This window comes from Streptomyces sp. NBC_00386 (genome assembly GCF_036063235.1).
GTDB lineage: Bacteria > Actinomycetota > Actinomycetes > Streptomycetales > Streptomycetaceae > Streptomyces.
Map to the genome: position 1 here is coordinate 8,247,800 of NZ_CP107950.1, position 18,642 is coordinate 8,266,441.

Consider the following 18,642-nt stretch of genomic DNA (forward strand, 5'->3'; position numbering starts at 1 on the left):
CCATCGCAGGTGCGTGGTCGTGTTCATCCCGCCGTCGCGGTACGCACTGTCTGTGGCCTGCGAGGCCGCGGCCCTATCGCAGGGTGTCCAGCACGACCACTGCGGTCCCCCACGGGGACACTGTTCGCGGCCCGGCCGGCCGCGGCCCCATCGCAGGATGTTGAGGTTGCCCGCGGTGTTGACCTACATCCACTGTCCGCAGTCTGCCCGGCCACGGCCCCATCGCAGCTACGCATTCATCGCTGTCGTGACGGCGTCGGTGACCTGCCCGCGACCTCCCGGCCGCGCGGCCCCGGCGAAGGCACACGCAGTCGATGCCGCCGAACCGGCCGCTCGACACTGTTCGCGGCCATTCCGTCCGCGGCCCCATCGCAGGTCCATACGGTCCGTGACCACGGTGAAGTCGTCCCGCCTGTCTGTGGGCTGCCGGGCCGCGGCCCCCATCTCAGGCACAGGCCGAAGTGCGCCAGCACACCCGTACCGAACCGTCCGCGGCCTGCGAGGCTGCGGCCCCATCGCAGGCCGCAGGGCTGGGTGGCTGTCGCCGTGTGGCGAGCAACTGTCCGCGGCCTGCCCAGCCGCGGCCCCATGGCACGAGCGGCATGCCCCACAGAGTGATGTCGATTGCGGCGTTCAGCTGCGGACTTCTGGGTGGTCGCGAGCGCTCGCTGGCCCGCATCCTGGCCCCTCGGCATCGGTCAGGAGTCGTGGGAGTCTTGAGGGCGACGACGGTTGAGCGGAGAGGGAGAGCGAGTGTCGCAGCAGGCCAACCCTAGGGGAACCTTCCTGAAGATTGCCGACGCGGTGAAAAGGCAGATCAAGGATGACCCGAGCATGACGGAGCTGCCGTCTCTGGCAGAGATCATGCGCGATCACAAGGTCTCGCGGGGGGTCGCAGTCCGCGCGTTCGGTGTGCTGCGGCTGGAAGGCGTAGCCGCACCAGCGAGGGGCGGGCGATGGCGCGTCGTACGAACCGGCGCCCCTGTAGACCGGCGCCCGCTGGAACAGCGAATCACGGACATCATCACGGCTGAGAAGCTGCAAGTAGGGCAAGCGTTCCCCAGTGCCTCCGCACTGGCAACGCGGTTCGGAGTCTCACGCCCCACAGTGACCAAGGCTCTGGACAAGATGGAGTCCGCTGGCGTGCTGGCGAGCGGGGGGCAGGGCAGGGTGCGGACAGTCCGCGCCGTGCCGATTCGAGAGGAGTGTTCCTAGCTTGTCGGAGTTGACGGAGTGGGCCTATCCCCTGGCTGAGTCGTTGTTGGCTGAGCCGCTTCCGCGCCGATGGCGGCACTCGCAGGGCGTTGCCGAACGGGCCCGCACGATCGCGCCCATCCTCGGCGAAGACGCCGCGTTGCTCGAAGCCGCGGCCGCCCTGCATGACATCGGGTACTCCCCCGACCTTGCCAAGACCGGCTTTCACCCCCTTGACGGCGCCCGCTACCTCCGAGACGTCGCCAAGGCTGACGAGCGAGTCATCAACCTCGTCGCGCACCACTCGTGTTCATGGATGGAGGCGGACGCGCGAGGCTTGCGCGAGGAGCTGGAGGGCGAGTTTCCGCGCGAGCACGCGCATCTCAACGACGCGCTGTGCTTCTGCGACATGAACACCACACCGGACGGCACGCCCACGAACCCGATCGACCGAGTGAACGAGATCACCGGACGGTACGGGCCCGACAGTCTGATCGGGACGTTCATCCGGCGTGCCGAGCCGGAGATCCTCGCCAGCACTTCGCGAGTGCTCGAACGGGTGGCCGCCGCCAAGCGTCAGCCGATGTAGGGGACGTCGCGCGTCCGGTCCATGGCGTGCTCGATCCGGAGCCGCATTGTGGGGTGGATGTCGAGTTGAGACAGGTCCGCCGGGGTAACCCAGCGGACCTCTGTCGTCTCATTGCTCGTACGCACCTCACCACCAACTGGCCGGGCGCGGAAACAGATACTGAACTGCTGCCGGACCTCCCCGTCGTCGTACTTCATGACGTGCCCCGGGTCGGTGTAGATCCCGGACATGTTGAGGACTTCCGCCTTGATCCCGGTCTCTTCCCAGACCTCCCGGACGACGGTGTCACTGATCGACTCCCCTACGTCGTGGCCACCGCCGGGCAGCGCCCAACGGCCGTTGTCGGACCGCCGGATCATCAGTACCTCCCCCACGTCGTTCTGTACGAACGCGACGACCGACGGCACAACCGAGTTGGCCGGCGGTGCTTCGGGGTCGTGAAGGTAGTCGATCCGTCCCATGGTCAGGCTCCAGTGTTGCTCGCGTAGTCCGCGTCGGTGATCTGACGCGCGTTTTCCCAGGTGTGTTCGATGCTATTCGCGTACGTGTCGAACAACCCGCCATCGGCCAGGCGTCGCAGGTGCAGCACAGGGGCGAGGTAGGCGCCGATGCCGTAGACGTGGGGGTTGACGAGCATCTCGTCGTCAGCCCGGTAGATCGAGTTGTAGAGAGTCGAGTCATGCAGCCGGAACCCGATGTCCGGGTGACTCCGCATGAGCGGACGGTAAAGCACCATGGCGTTGCGAATCTTGCCGGCCATGATCCGGTGGCCTTCGTCTACACCGCGCTGCCGGACGGCCGCGCTGCCAGGATCCCCAAGCAGGATGCGCACCCGCACGCCCGCCGCCACCTTCGCCTTTAGAAGGTCGTGGAAGAGCGGATCTTCCGACAGGAACAGGCCGGAGTAGACGAGTACGTCAAAGCTGCTCTGTGCCCGACCGTAGATCTCACGCCACAGCCCCGGAGGCACCGTGTGCCGGTGGGGGTAGACCGTGCCAATCTCCGCCTTGGCGAGGTCTGTTGCACTGTCAACCGTGCGGGTGTCATCCCACAGCGTCGTGACGTCGACCTTCAGCGCTGCGGCCGTCGCGTACTGGTGACGCCGGTAAGGCACCTTGCCCTGCGTGATCCAACGTTCGACGGTCTTCGGGTTGACCTCAAGTTCTTCAGCTAGTCCCTGAATCGTCATGCCCCGAGCTAAGAGGGCCGAGCGCAAGCGTTCGTTGGACATGCGTACCCCCGTTGGGACGTCTAGGGAGCTCTTGACGGTAGCCAGAACTCCCAGAGCTGTCTACGCGCGGGGTGAACAACTCCCCTGACCTGGAGCAATTCTGAGTGTGCGCCAAGAAGTCCCGGCGCAAAGCCAAGAGGTTCCGGCGCCAGGCTTGACGGACCACCATGCAGTACCTGTAAAACAGGTACTGCAACAAACGCCCGGAGGGCTCCGAAGGGGGCCCGAAGGAAGCGCATGCGTTGCTTGAGAACTCAACAGGGCGTCAAGTTCGACGGGGTGTGAGTCCTCGTCCCCGTGGCGGATGGGTGAAGGCCGCCGGCGGTCACTTCCTTGCGTGCCAGCTCTGGAGAACGGGCCGGGGGATCAACCCTCCATTTCATGGGGGTCAGCCTTCGGAACGCCACCTGGTCACGCACCGCCCTGCTGGCGTCAGAGCAGTGACGATGACGCACCCGATACGCCGGCTCGGGACCCGTCCGCCATGCAACGGCGGGCCGGTGAAGCCCTATCCCTGCGGACTACGGGGAGGTCGGTCATGAACCGACGACATCGACAGGCGCCGCCGTACGGACCCGCGGCCGGCGCCCGAACAAATGTGGGCCCCTTTCCAGGCTTCGCGGCACTGACGCTGCGGCCGGCTGCCTCTCCTGCCCGTCCGTTCCGCGCCCTGCGCGAGGACGTACGGGCAGGGGCGCGGGGAGCCGGAGTTGTCCGACTTCACGGCGTGCGGCCCCGGTGCTCGAACACCGGGGCCGCTGGTTTGGGCCGTTCCGCTGATGAAGGAGTCACGACCCATGAAGTGCATCGTTGCTGGTCATGTGGCTGTTACGCCGGCCGAGTTCGCGGAGCTGGCGTTCGGTATCGATCTTGAGTTGTTCACCGGCCCCGTGCGGGAGTCGGATCTGGAGCGTGCGGCGCGGCTGGACGTGGCGCGGGAAGTCCTCGCGGAGCTACGCGAGAGCGACCCGGAGGCCGCGGCGTTCGCGGAGTCCCTGCTGCGTATGAGTCCGCTCATCTCTCACCCCACTGTCCGCCGTTCGCGCCGCACGACGAAGCGTCAGGGTGGCCGCTGCGCTGCTGGAACGGTGGTGGCGGCGTGAGGGAACTTCTGACATTGGCCGACTTGTCCGTTCCGCTGCGGGCACTGCGCACGCTGGCCGCTGAGTACGGTGACCTGCCCACACCGACCGTGGGCATCACTCCGATCTACCCCGAGCGTCTGGACCTGTCTCTGCACAACGGGCTCGGTGAGTTCGAGGTCTGGCGCAAGGCTCTGGACATCCGTCCGGAGCAGGTGGAGTTCCGCGAGCAGTGCGGCGACACATGGGTGCTCAAGGCGTTCGTCCCCTACGCCGGTGCCGAGGTCCGCTTGATCGCCTACGGGTCCGCCCTCGACAGCGTGCGGGCGGTCGCCGGGGACGGGGACCACGATGCTTGAGTCCCTGTCCGCGGAGCAGATCCGGTCTGCGGAGAAGACGCTCTCCGCTGGGACGTGGGCCATCACGGCGGGTGCGGTGCTGTTCTCCGTCCTCACGGTCACGCCGCTGGTCGAGCGGGTCACCCCGGACGGCTGGGACCGCACCGCGCCGATCCTTCCACTGGTTGTGGATACGGCGGTGGTCATCGTGGTCCGTCTCGATGCGACCGTGGCCCGCCTTGGTGGGAGCTCCGGGGCGTGGCCGGCGGTGCTGCGGTGGATGACCGGTCTGATGACGCTGCTCCTGAACGTCGGGGACAGCGCGCTCAAGGGCAACGCGGTCGGCGTGGCGGTCCACTCCGTGGCGCCGCTGCTGCTTATCGCCACGGCGGAAGCGGGGCTCGCCTACCGGCGTGCGATCAACCGGGCCGTGGAGAGGACCGAACGTTCACGGGCTGCCGAGATCGAGCGGCGTGAACAGCAGGAGCGGGCCGACCGTGAACGCGAGCAGCAGGCCCGTGAACACCGTGAACAGGAAGCCCGCGATCACGCCGAACAGCTCGAACGCGAGCGTGCCGGCCGGGAGGCTTCCGAGCGGGCCGCGGAGCGCGACCACAACGCCAGGATGGAGCGTGAACGCCTCGACCGCGAGGCCGAGGCCCGGCGTGAGCAGCGCGAATACGAGGAACGTGTCCGGCGCGAGGAGCAGCAGCGCGAGGACGCGTTGCGGCGTGAACAGCGTGAACAGGCGGACCGTTCACGGGCCGACCGGCAGGCCCGGGAGGTCATCTCCCTGGCCTCCCGCGACACGGTTGAGCGGGAGAGCGTGAACACCGTGAACGGCGCCGTGAACACCGCCGTGAACAGTCGGCCGACCCCGTTCACGAAGATGCCCGAGGACAACGCTCGCGCCTACCTCCGCTCGTTCCGTGAGGGCGAGAAGTCGGTGCGGCAGCTCGCGGAAGAGACCGGCTGGTCGATCGGATGGGTTGCCAACCGGCTGCGCGAGAACGCGGACGAGGACGGGGACGGACCGGCTGAGGCTGCCGTCTGATGGCCTCCATACCCGTCTACCCGTGGCGACTGGCGCCCGATGGTCTGGCCACGATCCGACAGCTCCGGGCCCGCGGGTTACGGCCTGGCGGGCAGGACGTCGCCGCGCAGATCGAGCGGCCCCGCCACCGGCGCGGCCCGCTGGTCGCCTACCTCTACGAGATCGACAAAGCCAAGCCCGTTCGCCCGATGACGCCCGCGAAACGGGCGGCACTTGCCAAGGCCAACACCGCGCGCCGCACCTGCCCGGACTGCAAGCGGGATGCCGGATACGTCATCCCCGCCATGCTCGGCATGTGCGTGACCTGCGCCTACCCCAACGAACAGCGCGCCGCCTGAACACCGTTGGCAGGCCCGGCCGAAAGACCTCTCACAGACCCCGGCCGGGCCCTACTCCTAGGGAGTGCTCACAGCATGACGGACCTCAGCACAGAACCGGTAGCCGTTCCGGCTGCCCCCACCACCCCACCACCCCCGACGCCCGAGCAGCCCAAACCGGCAGCCACGGAAGTGAAGGAGGTGGGCCACACGCCCGGCGGCTGGCCGATCGTCCCGCTCGTCCTGTCGGGTGCGAACGGCACCGTCGGCGCGGTCGCCGCCGCTTCCCTGGCGGGCGGGCCGATCGCCGCGGCAGTGGCCGCTACCGGCATGGTCGTCCTCGGCACGGTCGCCGCCGCCCGCTCCCACAAGCCCAACGACCGCCGCGACGCCCGCCGGACTGCGGCCCGCACCGCCGGCCGCGACTCTGCCCGAAGGACCGCGCACCGCGGCTTCGGTTCGGGCAGTCACGGCAGCGGTGGGAGCCGCTCGGGTGGCTTCCGCTCCCGGGGGTCCGGTGGCCGGTCGGGCAAGGTACCCGGCCAGCACCGCCGCACCAACGGCAGCCCCACCGCCCGCCATGGCAGCACCGGCGGAACGGCACTCACCAAGACCGGCCACGGTCTGTCCAAGCACCAAGCACCCAAGCACAGTACGGGCGCGGGTGAGGGCGTGGCGGGCCGGTTGAGGCAGGTCAAGGCTCTGCGGGCCGCGCAGAAGGATGCGGCCGGCTCGCGTGGCGGGCAGCGGAAGCAGACGACGGATGCCCGCCGCGCGGTCGCCGACGCCCGCCGCAACGCCAGGACCGGCGCGGGAGGCACCGGCCGGCTGGGCAAGCACACGGGCCCCGCCGGGCGCCTGATGGGCGGCACCGCCCGAAAGGCTCGCGCACTGCGGGATGCGGCGATCGCCAAGCAGCGCAACAAGCGCGACGCCAAGACCGGCGGCACCGTCGCCGCTCAGCGCGCGCAGGTCCGCAAGGCCCCGGCCCGTAAGGCGGCCCGGCAGGCGCTGCGCCGGTCCGCGGCCCGCTTCCACGGCCGGCGCCTGCTGGCCGCGCTGCTCGCGCTGCCGGTCGGGCTGCTGGGCGTGCTGACCAGCCCGCTCGGTCGCAAGCTGCGGCTGCCGTGGCTGGTCAACCCCGGCCGGCGCCTGTACCGGCGCATGGTGCAGACCGCAGGAGAGCAGCGCGCGGTGCGGGATGAGTCCGCCCGGGAGAAGCAGCGCGAGCAGGAGGCCGCCGCGGATGCGGAGGCCTCCAAGGACGGCACGGACGCTATCGCGGAAGACGTGCAGCGTCCCGCAGCCACGGTTCCCACCAGCACGAACAGCCCCTTGAGTGAAGGAGAGTACGTGTCCGGTTTCCAGTTCGAAGAGGCCGCGTCCGAGATGGAGCAGGCCGCCAATTCCTACGAGCCCGAGAACGCCATGGAGATCCTGGCCATGGTCGAAGGGCTCCCGGCCGCGCTCACCGCGGTCGCCAACGTCATGAAGATCCTCGCGGAGCGCTCCGACTCGGAGTTCCCGCTGGAGAAGGAGATCGCGGACGGATTCAGCGACATCTTCGGCGCCCTGATGAGCGCCGTCGCCGTCTCGGAGGACATGGGCCAACTGTTCCGCCAGGTCCACGCGCAGGACATCGCCCGGCACGAGGACCCCCGCAACGGTCCCGATGCTGAGAAGGGTTGGAACGTCTGAGATGAGCACTGCCACCGCCAAGAATCAGAGCAGTGGCCCGGTGCTGGACTGGGCGGCCGGTCACGGACCCGTGACCGGCGCCCTGTCCGCCACCACCGGAGCCTTCGCCATCGCCACCACCGGCGCCGCCCTGTCCATGCCGCCCGGATGGGCCCTGACCGTCGGCGCCACCGGCGCGCTCGGTCACACCGTCGCCGGTCTCCGCGTGCGCAACGCGGGCCGCACCCTCGCCTTCAAGGCCGCATCGTGGCTGGTCGGCGCGGGATGGACCACCTGGGCCATGACCACCGGCCCCCTGTCCTGGGCGGCCCTCGGATCCCTGACCGCCCTGGGGGTGGGCATGGGGGCCGGTGCCCGGTCCGTCGCCCTGTACGAAGAGGCCCGCGAGGACGAAGCCATCGCCGCGGAGCAGCGGGCCATCGCTGCGGAGTTGTCGGCGGAGCGGCGGGCGATCGCTGCGGAGTGGGTCGAGCGGATCCAGCGGATCTGCCACATCGCCGTGCGCGTGGTCGGGGTGGAGAAGTGGGAGACCGGCGCTGGCTACTCCCTGGACTTCGAACCGCAGGGCGGCATCACCTACGACCGGATCGCCCAACACTCCGTGGCCCTGTCCGCGGATGCCAAGCTGCCGCACGGCTGCACCGCCACCGCGGGCCCCGGCATCCACCAGGGCCGCACCATCCTGGACGTCACCACCCTCAACGTCCTCGCAGACGAATGCCCCTACCCCAGCGACTACGGGCCTCTCTCCGTCCTGACCGGGCTGCCCTGGGGAGTGCGGACCAACGGCGAAACGGTGCCGGTCTACCTGCGCGAACAGTGCGCGCTGGTCGTCGGCCCGACCGGATCAGGCAAGACCAACATGATTCACACGATCCTCGCCGGGTTCGCCCGCGCCGAGGACGTCCTCACGTGGGTCATCGACCTCAACGCCGGATCGGCCGGACTCCCGTGGGTCCTGCCGGCACTGAACGGAGACCTCACGCGCGAGGACGGGAAGCCCGTGCGGCCCGGAATCGACTGGCTCGCCGGGACACATGAGGAAGCCCTCGCCATGCTCGATGCCGCGCTGGCGATCGGGCTGCACCGCAAGAAGGCCTACCAGGACCTCCTGTCCAAAGCGAACACCGACAACCTGCCCATCAGCCCGCGCATCCCGCAGATTCTGCTGGTCATCGACGAGGGAGCGGAGATCCTGGTCAGCACCGACCGGCAGATCAAGGAACTCGCGAAGAAGATCCTTGAAGTCATCCGGATGCTGCGCGCCATGGGCATCCGCACCGTGCTCACCGCCCTCGGAGCCACCGGCAGTGTGCTGGGCAACCTGATGATCCGCCGCGAAGGCAAGGTGCGCGTCGCCCTGACCGGCGGGGAGACCGAGGGCATGGACCTGGGGAAGATGTTCCCCGGCCGCCGCGGGCTGCGCGTGGACCAAGCTCCCTACCAGGGAGCCGGGTTCATGGGTACCCCGGAGTCGCCTGCCGCGTTGTTCAAGGCGTGGCGGATCCTCCCCAACCAGATCCGGGAGATCACCGCCGCGACCTCGGATCGGCACCCGCGGCTGGACGACGTGTCTGCCAAGGCCGCCGGGGCTGCGTATGCGCGCCGCTGGGACGCGGAGCGCACCGCATGGATGCGCGACCTCACCCCCGATGCCGACTCCGGCATCGAACCGTCCGCCCGGACCGGGGCAGGGCTGAACCTGTCCGCCCTGCGTGCCGAGTCGAACGCCGCGTCGCAGGAGGACGAGATCCTGCGCCGCTTCCGCGCGGAGATCGACGCGCAGTTCGCCACCACGGCTGACCCCAACGGCGTCGGGCAAGGGGACGAGGCAGAGCGACCGGCTGGGCTGAACCTGTCCGCGCTCCGCGAAGAGCAGGACAGCCCCGCGCAGCAGGCCGCGCTCGCCGCACTGCTCGCCGCCGGACCCGAGGGGACCGGCGCGTCCGCGATCGCCCGTGCGCTGGAGGACACGTTCGGCACGACGCGGCAGACGGTCGTGGGGTGGCTGAAAACGTGGGCAGAGAACGGCATCGCCGTCCGTGTCGGGGAGGGCACCAAGGCCCGCTACGTCCACCGCAGCCAAGCCCCGGACGCCTGATCGCTTGTCGCTTGTCGTCCCCGTGCCACGACTTGTCGTCTGGCGGGCCCGTGGGGCCCAGATACGGGTTGTGACCTGGGAGGCGACAAGCGACAAGACAAGCGACAAGACAAGCGACAAGGCAAGCGAGACGACAAGCCGCACGACAAGAGAGACGACAAGCCAGACGACAAGCAACCCCACCCCACCGCGGGCCCGCACCGCCTACCCGGTGCGGGCCCGCGGCCTACCCCGAGGGAGTTCGAAATGAGTCAGCCCACCCCGCCCGGCCAGATGGCCCCGCACATCCCCGCGGACGTCTTCCAGCGCGCTCAGGCGACCGGGCAGCCGGTCGTGGTCGTCGTCCAGAGCGCCCCGCCCGCCTTCCCCTGGGGCCGGCTGCTGATCCCGTTCGCCATCGCCGGGGCCGCCGCCCTCGGAACCTGGGGTGTCGTCCTCGCGATCGCCTGGCTCCTGGACGTGGCCGCACACACCGCAACCGTCATCGCGGGCACGGCCGGGCCGATCGGGGCCGGCGGCATCACCTTGAAGCTCGCCCGCGGCAAGGACACCTAGCTACGCCAAGGGCGGCCCCTCCGTCTCGCCAAAGTCGCGGGGCCGCCCTTGCCAACCAGCATCCAACGAAGGAACTGGAGACAACCCAGCATGACGCAACCCACCAGCATCCGGCGAGAGCGCGGCTTACCGCGGCGTGCGTTGGACCTGTACTCGTGCGCCGGCGCCGCTGGGACCGGGTACGAACGAGCAGGGTTCGAGGTGGACGGCTGCGACATCGCCGACCGCCCCAACTACCCCTTCCCCTACCACCGGGGCGACGCGCTCGAGTACCTCGCCCACCTGATCACCACCGGTGAGATCCGCCGCTACGTGTTCGTTCACGCCTCCCCGCCGTGCCAGGACAAGTGCACGTTGACCGTGGGCACCAACCGCTCCCAAGGCTGGGGCGGCACGCACGTCGACCTGGTCGCACCGACCCGGGCCCTGCTCGAACGGACCGGGCTGCCGTACGTGATCGAGCAGCCCAACGGGCGCGCGGAGATCCGCAAAGACCTCTCGTTGTGCGGCGAGATGTTCGGGCTGGGAGTCATCCGGCACCGCAACTTCGAGCTGGGCGGCTGGACCTTCGAGCAGCCGGCGCACCTCCCACACCGGGGCCGAGTCCGCGGATGGCGGCACGGCCAGTACTACGACGGCCCCTACGTCGCCGCCTACGGCAACGGCGGAGGCAAGCCGTCCATCGCCGAACTGCAAGCCGCGATGGGGATCACGTGGACGGACGTCCGCGAGGAACTCATCGAGGCCATCCCGCCCGCCTACACCGAGTTCATCGGCCGCGCCTTCCTCGCCCGGGCCGCGCTGGGGGTGGCGGCATGAGCGAGCATCTGCGTACCGCGCTCACCCTCGCGGCTCAGGGCGTACCCGTGTTGCCGTTGCGCGAAGGGAAGGTGCCGTTCGGGAACTGCCCGGCCTGCGCCAAGAACGCTTGTGGTGGCCGGCCGAACATGAAGACGCCCGGCTTCTGCACCTGCCCGGCGCCCTGCCACGGCTGGGCCGCCGCGAGCACCAACCCGGACGTCATCGAGTCCGGCATCTGGCGCCGCGCATGGGTGCGGGCGAGTGCGGTCGCCTATCACCCCGGCGGGGCCTGGTTGACGGTCGTAGACCTGGACCACGCCGAAGCCATCGCGTGGGCCCGCGAGACCCTGCCCGAAACGCGGACCGTGCCGACGACGCGCGGCGAGCACTGGCTCTACATGGGGCCCATGCAGTCCGCCAACGCCGTACGGCCCGGCGTGGACATCAAATCGTCCATGCAGTACGCCCGTTGGCTCGGCTCCGGAACCGGCACCATGGCACCCCTGCCGGACGTCGTGCGAGCGCTGATCGTCAAGGAGCCCACCCTGGCCCGCCCGGTGTCCGTCACGGTGCCCGCGCCGGCCGGTGGTGGTGAGTGCCCGCACCGCACGCCGACCTATCTGGACCGTGGGATCGCCATGGCGGAGCAGCGCATCACCGAGGCCCGGGAAGCGGTACACGCGACCGTCTACCGGACGTTCCTCGCCGTGCTGTCCACGCACGGCCGGTGTGGCTGCCTCACCGAGACGCACACCGCGCGCCTGTTCACCGCAGCGCAGGCCAAGGGCGAAACGGCCCGACACTGCACCGATGCGTGGACCAACGCCCTGACCACGTTGGGACTGACTCATGGCTGAGGACGACAAGACTCCCGGCCGCGAAGTCATCGCGGACTACGCCCAAGAGCACTTCCGCTACTTCCGTACTGCCGACGGGACCGTTTACGCGCAGAAGAAGGGCCACCCCGTGGCCCGACCGATCCGTTCGCAGGGCACCACCGGCAGCCACAGGCAGGAACTCATGGTCGGACTGTTCAAGGACGGCATCGGCGTCTTCAATGGCAGTGCCCTCAAGGAGGCGTTGGACTTGATCGAAGCGCTCGCACTCACCGAGAACGTCCAGCCCGTACACATCCGCGTCGCCCCGGGATTCGGTGGAGCGACGTGGCTGGACCTTGGACGCGATGACGGGAAGTCCGTCCGCATCCACCCCACCGGGTGGGACATCCTCACCCCCGACCCGCTCGAAGTCTGCTGGCGGCGGACACAGCTCACCGGGGAACTGCCTCTGCCGGCCAAGGACACCGGCGGTAAGGGGATCGACCTGTTGATGCGGTTGTGCAACTTCGCCAATGCGGAGACCGAGTGCCTGGCCATCGTGTGGCTGATCGGCTGCCTCGGACCGTCCGTGCCCGTGCCTGCGCCGTTCCTCACCGGTCCGCAGGGCGCGGGCAAGTCGACCGGGGGCCGGATGCTCACCCGGATCATCGAGGGGATGAGCGGTGACCTGCGCCGCGCGCCGAAGGACGAGGAAAGCCTGATCGCTGCCGTGGCGGCGGGATGGGTCACCGCGCTGGACAACCTCTCCCACGTCACGCCGGACCTGTCCGACGCGATGTGCTGCATCGTGACCGGAGCCGAGAGCGTCAAGCGGGCCCTGTTCACCGACGGGGACGTTTTCCGCGTCGGCTACCGCCGGCCCCTGCTCCTCACCGGCATCGACGTGGGCGTCATCCGACCCGACCTCGCGGACCGGCTTCTACCGCTGCGGCTGGAGCGGCCCAAGGTCCGGCGCACCGAGGCCGAACTGTGGACGGACTACGCGGAAGTCCTGCCGGTCGTCCTCGGCTCGCTCCTGGACCTGACAGTCAAGGTCCGCGGCGTGGACGCGGAAACCCCGACGGACCTGCGGATGGCGGACTTCGCGCACCTGTGCGCGCAGTTCGACGCGGCAACCGGCCTCGGGGCGTTGCCTGCGTATCGGGCGAGTCTGGACGACTTGAACGACGACGTGATCGAGGGTGATCTCCTCGCGCAGACCGTCCTCCTGCACGCGGAGACCATCGAGCCGGGCGGCGCGCAGCGGATGACATCGACCGAGTGGCTGGCGTGCCTCAGCAGCCTCTACAGCGGGGCGGACTGCCGTCCCCTGCCCAAGGGATGGCCGACCACCGGCAAAGTCCTCTCCGACCGCCTCAAGCGCCTCCAGCCCACCCTGGCAGCTCGTCGTGTCGTCATCGACGCGGGCCGCACCAAGGCGGGCCGCTACCTCGAAATGACCCGCACACTCCCCCCGGCGCCGCACGAGCAGTTGCGGGCGTTCTGACCCGCGATCCCGCACGCTCAAGCGAAGAGCAAGAGGAGCACGTGCTCCTCTTGCTGTTCGGCGAACGCCGCCCCAGGGCGCGCCGCGCAGCGGCTCCTTCTTCGCTCTGTAAGGCGCACCCAGGTACTACAGGCAGCCCCTTCTTTGTCCTAAGTAGGAAGACGCTGCGTCACCCGCGTCACGCGGCTCGGAAAACGGCTGCTGACCTGCGACGACAGCGGTGACGCAGACGAATTTCTCTGCGTCATCCTGCGTCACCTGCGTCACCCGGTGACGCAGCGGGTGACGTGGCGGTGACGCAAGGCCGATCCGTCGTGACACCCAAAACAGCAGGTCAGAGCATCAAATGACGCTGATGGCGAGGGTGACGCAGAAATCCGAACCTCGGACACACACAGAGTCCGAGGACTCCCGAAGTCAACGTGCCTCAACCTACGAGGATCCCCATGAGCCGAACTCGTTCCGCTCAACCCGACCCCCGCGCCACCCTCCGCGGCGGCTTACCCGACCGGTATCTCACCCCCGACGACATCGCCGAGATGTTCGAGGTGCCCAAAGAGACCGTCTACCAGTGGCGCAAGAAGCGCACCGGACCGCCCGGATTCCGCATCGGCAAGCACCTCCGATACGACCCCGTCGACGTCCGCGCCTACGTCGCCGAACGCAAGACCGCCGAACAGGCCGCCGCCTGACGCGGCCAGACACCACGTTGCTTCACCAGGGAGGGCCACACCGTGGCCCTCCCTTCTCCATGCCCAGAAGGGAACGCCACCGCATGGCAGGCCACATCCAAGACCGCTGGTTCAAGACCGAGAGCAACGCCGCTGGCAGGACCGTTCGTGTGAAGAGCGCACGCCACGGGTCCGGTCTCCGCTACCGCGCTCGATACATCGGCCCCGACGGCACCGAGAAGTCCAAGAGCTTCGCCGACGGACAGAAGCGCCTCGCCGAGAAGTGGCTGTCCGGGATCGAGACGGACATGACGCGCGGGCAGTACATCGACCCGCGAGCTGGCCGCCTCACAGTGCGGCAGCACGCCGAGCGGTGGTTGGCTTCCCTCACCCTGGACCCCAGCACGTTCGTGAGCACCGAGATGCGCATCCGCTTGCACGTGCTGCCGTATCTGGGTAGCCGCTCGCTCGACTCGCTGCGGTCGATCCACATCCGCGAGTGGCTGCGGAAGCTCGAAGACGGGAGGCTGTCTTCCGCCTATCAGCGGGTCATCTTCGCGAACCTCAACGCCATGCTGGCGGCTGCCGTTGACGATCGCCTGATCCCGTACAACCCATGCCGTTCGTCGTCAGTGAAGGCGCCCAAGCCGGAACCCCGCCGGATCGTGCCGTGGGGGCGTGAGCGCGTCTTGGCGGTGCGTTCGGGAATGCCGGAGCGGTACCGGGCCATGGTGGACTTGGCCGGCGGTTGCGGCATGCGACAGGGCGAAGTGCTCGGCCTGGCCGTTGATGACGTGGACTTCGCCGAAGGTGTCGTTCACGTCGTCCGGCAGGTCAAACTCATCGCCGGACGTCAGGTGTTCGCGCTACCCAAGGGCGGCAAGACGCGCACCGTCCCGCTGCCGGAGAGCGTCGCTCGCGCCCTGGAGGCGCACAGCGAGCGATACCCGCCCGCGGCCGTGACGCTGCCTTGGCGGACAGTCGACGGCCCCCCGGTCTCGGCAGCGGTGCTCTTCCGCAACGCGGAGGGCCGCGCGATAAACCGCCACGCCTTCAACGAGAAGGCGTGGCGGCCTGCTCTCGACAAGGCGAGCGTTCCCCGCGGCCGGGTGAACGGCATGCACACGCTGAGGCACTTCTACGCGTCTGTACTGCTTGACGCGGGGGAGAGCATCAAGGCTCTGTCGGAGTACCTGGGACACCACGATCCCGGTTTCACGCTGCGGACCTACACCCACATGATGCCGAGCAGCGAGAAGCGAACGCGGGAAGCGGTGAACCGGGCTTTTGAAGGCGGCCCGGGCACCGATGACGGCCCCACGACGGCCCAGAGGGGTTGATGGCAGGAGAAACCCGCAGCTCAATCCCTGAGTGACGTCAGTACCCGCGGTACTGCTGACCGTTGTACGGGTCCTGGTACGGGGCGGGGGCGGGGCGGGGAGCCGCGGGGCGCATCGCCTCGAAGCCCGTGCCGGCCGCCATCGGGCGGGGCTGCTGCGGCTGGGGGCTGGGGTAGCCCCGAGGTGCGCCGGCCTGCTGCGGGATGTACGGCGCGGGAGCCTGCTGCAGCGGAGAGGGCTGCTGGGCGGGCTGGTAGCCGTAGGAGGACGGGCCGGCCGGCAGCGCGGGGAGCGCGGACGGCAGTGCCGGGAGGTTGTTGCTCATGCCCGGGTCGTAGGCGGAAGGGACCCGGATCGGGGCGATCTGAGGGGTACCCCGCTCGGCGACGAGGGAGTCGTAGATCGGGGTGTCCTGGAAGGCGGAGTAGTAACCGCCGCCATAGGTGGAGCGGGGGGAGGTCATGGCACATAAGTTAAGCCCACGATGTGCTGGTTGGGGAGACCGATAAGAGGGTTGTTTTCCGTGTGCGGGGTGACGCGGGATCCCCAATGCGAGCGAACTTGGCAAAAAAGGACGTCAAAGATGGTTGAGATCGTGTAAAGGCCGAGCTTCGGACGGGTTACCGGCGGTTGACCAGGATCTTCCTGCGCAAGCCATGGGTGTGGGTGGACCTGGGGATTAGGTTTGGCGGGAACGGAGCCGGCGGTCCGTTCGGGACTCGCACCGGCGCGGAGACACGTGATGGGGGCGTACATGTCAATGCCTAAGGGATCTAATGTTCCTGTCCCGATGAGCGCACTCAGGGTGGAATTGGGGTGGCGTTCAGGACAGGGGGTACCCGACGTCGATGCGTCCGCCCTTCTGCTGGTGGCCGGAAAGGTTCGTTCGGACGGCGACTTCGTCTTCTACAACCAGCCGGCGCACTCCTCCGGCGCCGTGCGCCACGAGGGCAAGCGGAACGACGGCGGCCAGGTGACCGACGCGCTGCTCGTCGACCTCACGCGTGTGGAACCCGTCGTCGAGACCGTGGTCCTGGCCGCGTCCGCGGACGGCGGCTCCTTCGGGCGCGTTCCCGGCCTGTCCATCCGGGTGCTCGACGCACGGCAGGGCACCGAGATCGCCCGCTTCGACAGCACCGACGCGACCGTGGAGACCGCCTTCGTCCTGGGCGAGTTCTACCGGCGCCAGGGCGCCTGGAAGTTCCGTGCCGTCGGCCAGGGCTACGGAAGCGGCCTCGAAGGACTGGCCACCGACTACGGGATCACCGTGGACGAGCCGCAGCAGGCGCCGCCCGCCGCCGTGCCGCAGGGGCCCGCCACCCTTGTGCAGGGGCCCCCGCCCCCCGTGGCGCCGCCGGTCACCGTGCCACCGCCGGTCGCCCCGCCGGTCACCGTGCCGCCACCCATAGCCCCGCAGCCGCCCGCGGCCCCTCCGGCGCCCGTCCGTCTCTCCAAGGTGACGCTGACCAAGGAGGCGCCCTCCGTCTCGCTCTCCAAACAGGGGGGTACGACCGGTTCCATGCGCGTGAACCTCAACTGGGAAGTGCGCAAGCAGTTCTCGGGGTGGGGCAGCAAACGCGGCCGGGCCGTCGCCATGCACGCGGACCTCGACCTCGACCTGTGCGCGCTGTACGAACTGTCCGACGGCCGCAAGGGAGTCGTACAGGCACTCGGCAACGCCTTCGGGGCACTGCACCAGCCGCCGTTCATCCATCTCGACGGGGACGACCGCACCGGGGCCGTGGCCAGTGGTGAGAACCTCACCATCAACCTCGATCACAAGCAGAGTTTCCGGCGCATCCTCATCTTCGTGACCATCTACGAAGGCGCGCGTTCCTTCGCCGATCTGCATGCCACGGTCACCCTGCAGCCGCAGAACGGCGCACCCATCGACTTCTCGCTCGACGAGTGCACGGTGCCCTCCACGGTCTGCGCGCTCGCCCTCATCACCGGCAACGGCGCCGACCTGCTCGTCCAGCGCGAGGCCCGGTACCTGATCCCCGCGCGCGGAGTGAGTCCGCAGCGCACCGTCGACCAGGTCTACGGCTGGGGCATGAACTGGACGCCCGGCAGGAAATGACGCGTCCACCGGGCGGGAGGTGTCCCTCCCGCCCGGTGGGAGACGGAGACGACGATCCGCACGCTCGTCTCTCAGCTCTCGTCGAGGGCGGCGCCGGGACGCGCGTAGGTACGGCCCTTCCAGGGCGCGCCGCGTCCCCTGTAGTGCTGCACCGCGGAGTCGACCGTCATCAGGAGATAGAGGAACGCGGTGACCGGCAGCAGGGGAGCGAGCGCCAAGGGCTGCCGGTAGTAGCGGAGCATCGGTACATAGGTCGCCGTCATCACCAGCCAGGCCAGCCCCCCGGCGGACGCTGCCCACGTGCTCCCCGCGGCCAGGCCCGCCACGAGGGCGACCGGCGGCGCCAGGTACACCACGGCGAGCCCGGCGACCGTCCCGGCGAGCAGCGGCGGACTGTGCCGCAGCTGCGCGTACGCGCTGCGCGAGACCATGCGCCACAGGTCACGCAGCCGCGGATAGGGACGCACGCTGTCCACCCGCTCGGCCAGGCCCAGCCAGATGTGGCCGCCGCCCCGCTTGACGGCGCGGGCGAGCGCCACGTCGTCGATGACGGCATCCCGGATCGCGTCCGGGATCCGCGCCCGCTCGGCGGTGTCCGCGCGCAGCAGGACGCATCCGCCCGCCGCGGCCGCCGTCCGTGAGCCCTTCACGGCGATCCGGCGGAACGGGTAGAGCTGCGCGAAGAAGTAGACGAAGGCGGGCACGACGAGCCGTTCCCAGAGGCTCTCCACACGCAGCCGTGCCATCTGCGAGACGAGATCGAAGCCACCTGTGCGGGCCGCCGCCACCAGGAGCCGCAGGCTGTCCGGGGCGTGCGCGATGTCCGCGTCGGTCAGCAGCAGGAATTCGGGTTCCCGCGCGCGGGCGAGGCCGATGCCGTGGCGTACGGCCCAGAGCTTGCCCGTCCAGCCCGCCGGGGGTTCTCCCGGCGAGCCGACGGTGAGCGGCAGTCCGCCGTGCCGGCGCGCCAGTTCGCGGGCCAGGTCACCCGTGCCGTCCGAACTGCCGTCGTCGACGAGGAAGATCTCGGCCCGCCCCGGATAGTCCTGGGCCAGGAGCGACGGAAGGCTCTCCGGCAGGACTGCGGCCTCGTCCCGGGCCGGCACCACGACGCAGACGACAGGCCAGTCCGACGGCTCACGGCAGACGGGCAGTCGTACGTCCGTACGCCAGAAGAAGCCCTGGCAGAGCAGCAGCCACAGCCACGCTGCCAGTGATCCGACGGCGATCCACACGAGGGTGCTCACTCGCCGCAGTCTGCCCCAC

Annotated in this window: 19 protein-coding genes; 15 read left to right on the forward strand and 4 right to left on the reverse strand. The window is 69.4% G+C overall.

Going from position 1 to position 18,642, the window contains the following annotated elements; genetic code table 11:
• The first annotated feature begins 753 nt into the window (after window positions 1-753).
• On the forward strand, window positions 754-1,215 hold the full coding sequence (locus OG780_RS36285; RefSeq protein WP_328455367.1) for a GntR family transcriptional regulator: 462 nt from the start codon (window positions 754-756) through the stop codon (window positions 1,213-1,215).
• A gap of 1 nt (window position 1,216) precedes the next feature.
• A complete protein-coding gene (locus OG780_RS36290; RefSeq protein ID WP_328455369.1) occupies window positions 1,217-1,783 on the forward strand; it encodes an HD domain-containing protein in 567 nt (188 codons plus the stop codon).
• Here the strand turns inward: OG780_RS36290 and OG780_RS36295 are convergent.
• Both OG780_RS36295 and OG780_RS36300 read right to left on the reverse strand, forming a co-directional pair.
• Window positions 1,771-2,244, reverse strand: coding sequence for an NUDIX domain-containing protein (locus OG780_RS36295; protein WP_328455371.1), 474 nt, complete (start codon window positions 2,242-2,244; stop codon window positions 1,771-1,773). The genes OG780_RS36290 and OG780_RS36295 overlap by 13 nt on opposite strands.
• Before the next feature lie 2 nt (window positions 2,245-2,246).
• On the reverse strand, window positions 2,247-2,972 hold the full coding sequence (locus OG780_RS36300; protein WP_328455373.1) for an XRE family transcriptional regulator: 726 nt from the start codon (window positions 2,970-2,972) through the stop codon (window positions 2,247-2,249).
• 839 nt (window positions 2,973-3,811) lie between these two features.
• Here OG780_RS36300 and OG780_RS36305 point away from each other — a divergent pair.
• The 12 genes from OG780_RS36305 to OG780_RS36360 all read left to right on the forward strand — a co-directional run bounded on the left by OG780_RS36305 (window position 3,812) and on the right by OG780_RS36360 (window position 15,296).
• Window positions 3,812-4,117: a hypothetical protein gene (locus OG780_RS36305; protein WP_328455375.1), complete on the forward strand. Its 306-nt coding sequence runs from the start codon at window positions 3,812-3,814 to the stop codon at window positions 4,115-4,117.
• 23 nt (window positions 4,118-4,140) lie between these two features.
• Complete coding sequence (locus OG780_RS36310; protein ID WP_328455377.1) at window positions 4,141-4,455, forward strand: hypothetical protein; 315 nt, start codon at window positions 4,141-4,143, stop codon at window positions 4,453-4,455.
• A complete protein-coding gene (locus tag OG780_RS36315; protein WP_328455379.1) occupies window positions 4,448-5,488 on the forward strand; it encodes a DUF2637 domain-containing protein in 1,041 nt (346 codons plus the stop codon). The genes OG780_RS36310 and OG780_RS36315 overlap by 8 nt, the downstream gene beginning before the upstream one ends.
• Window positions 5,488-5,826: an RRQRL motif-containing zinc-binding protein gene (locus tag OG780_RS36320; RefSeq protein ID WP_328455381.1), complete on the forward strand. Its 339-nt coding sequence runs from the start codon at window positions 5,488-5,490 to the stop codon at window positions 5,824-5,826. The genes OG780_RS36315 and OG780_RS36320 overlap by 1 nt, the downstream gene beginning before the upstream one ends.
• A 75-nt stretch (window positions 5,827-5,901) precedes the next feature.
• Window positions 5,902-7,503, forward strand: coding sequence for a hypothetical protein (locus tag OG780_RS36325; protein WP_328455383.1), 1,602 nt, complete (start codon window positions 5,902-5,904; stop codon window positions 7,501-7,503).
• A gap of 1 nt (window position 7,504) precedes the next feature.
• Complete coding sequence (locus tag OG780_RS36330) at window positions 7,505-9,604, forward strand: hypothetical protein (protein ID WP_328455385.1); 2,100 nt, start codon at window positions 7,505-7,507, stop codon at window positions 9,602-9,604.
• Window positions 9,605-9,850: 246 nt separating this feature from the next.
• Window positions 9,851-10,159: a hypothetical protein gene (locus OG780_RS36335; RefSeq protein WP_328455387.1), complete on the forward strand. Its 309-nt coding sequence runs from the start codon at window positions 9,851-9,853 to the stop codon at window positions 10,157-10,159.
• Window positions 10,160-10,249: 90 nt separating this feature from the next.
• On the forward strand, window positions 10,250-10,978 hold the full coding sequence (locus OG780_RS36340) for a DNA methylase (protein ID WP_328455389.1): 729 nt from the start codon (window positions 10,250-10,252) through the stop codon (window positions 10,976-10,978).
• Entirely contained in the window at window positions 10,975-11,817 is an 843-nt protein-coding gene (locus OG780_RS36345) for a bifunctional DNA primase/polymerase (RefSeq protein ID WP_328455391.1), read from the forward strand. Before OG780_RS36340 ends, OG780_RS36345 begins: the two co-directional genes overlap by 4 nt.
• The gene (locus OG780_RS36350; RefSeq protein WP_328455393.1) at window positions 11,810-13,285 is read left to right on the forward strand and encodes an ATP-binding protein; all 1,476 of its coding nucleotides are present in this window, start codon (window positions 11,810-11,812) and stop codon (window positions 13,283-13,285) included. Before OG780_RS36345 ends, OG780_RS36350 begins: the two co-directional genes overlap by 8 nt.
• 446 nt (window positions 13,286-13,731) lie before the next feature.
• Window positions 13,732-13,977 (forward strand): helix-turn-helix domain-containing protein, encoded by a 246-nt coding sequence (locus tag OG780_RS36355; protein ID WP_328455394.1) that lies wholly within the window; start codon window positions 13,732-13,734, stop codon window positions 13,975-13,977.
• Between the two features lie 83 nt (window positions 13,978-14,060).
• A complete protein-coding gene (locus tag OG780_RS36360; RefSeq protein WP_328455396.1) occupies window positions 14,061-15,296 on the forward strand; it encodes a tyrosine-type recombinase/integrase in 1,236 nt (411 codons plus the stop codon).
• A 37-nt stretch (window positions 15,297-15,333) separates the two neighbouring features.
• On the opposite strand, the gene OG780_RS36365 is transcribed toward OG780_RS36360, so the two are convergent.
• On the reverse strand, window positions 15,334-15,759 hold the full coding sequence (locus tag OG780_RS36365; RefSeq protein ID WP_326789365.1) for a DUF6643 family protein: 426 nt from the start codon (window positions 15,757-15,759) through the stop codon (window positions 15,334-15,336).
• 297 nt (window positions 15,760-16,056) lie between these two features.
• Here OG780_RS36365 and OG780_RS36370 point away from each other — a divergent pair, with 297 nt between their 5' ends.
• Window positions 16,057-17,376 carry a TerD family protein gene (locus tag OG780_RS36370; RefSeq protein ID WP_328455400.1) on the forward strand — a complete coding sequence of 440 codons (1,320 nt, stop codon included), beginning with the start codon at window positions 16,057-16,059 and terminating at the stop codon, window positions 17,374-17,376.
• 71 nt (window positions 17,377-17,447) lie between these two features.
• Here OG780_RS36370 and OG780_RS36375 read toward each other — a convergent pair whose 3' ends face one another.
• Complete coding sequence (locus tag OG780_RS36375) at window positions 17,448-18,623, reverse strand: glycosyltransferase (protein WP_328455402.1); 1,176 nt, start codon at window positions 18,621-18,623, stop codon at window positions 17,448-17,450.
• Window positions 18,624-18,642: the final 19 nt, after the last annotated feature.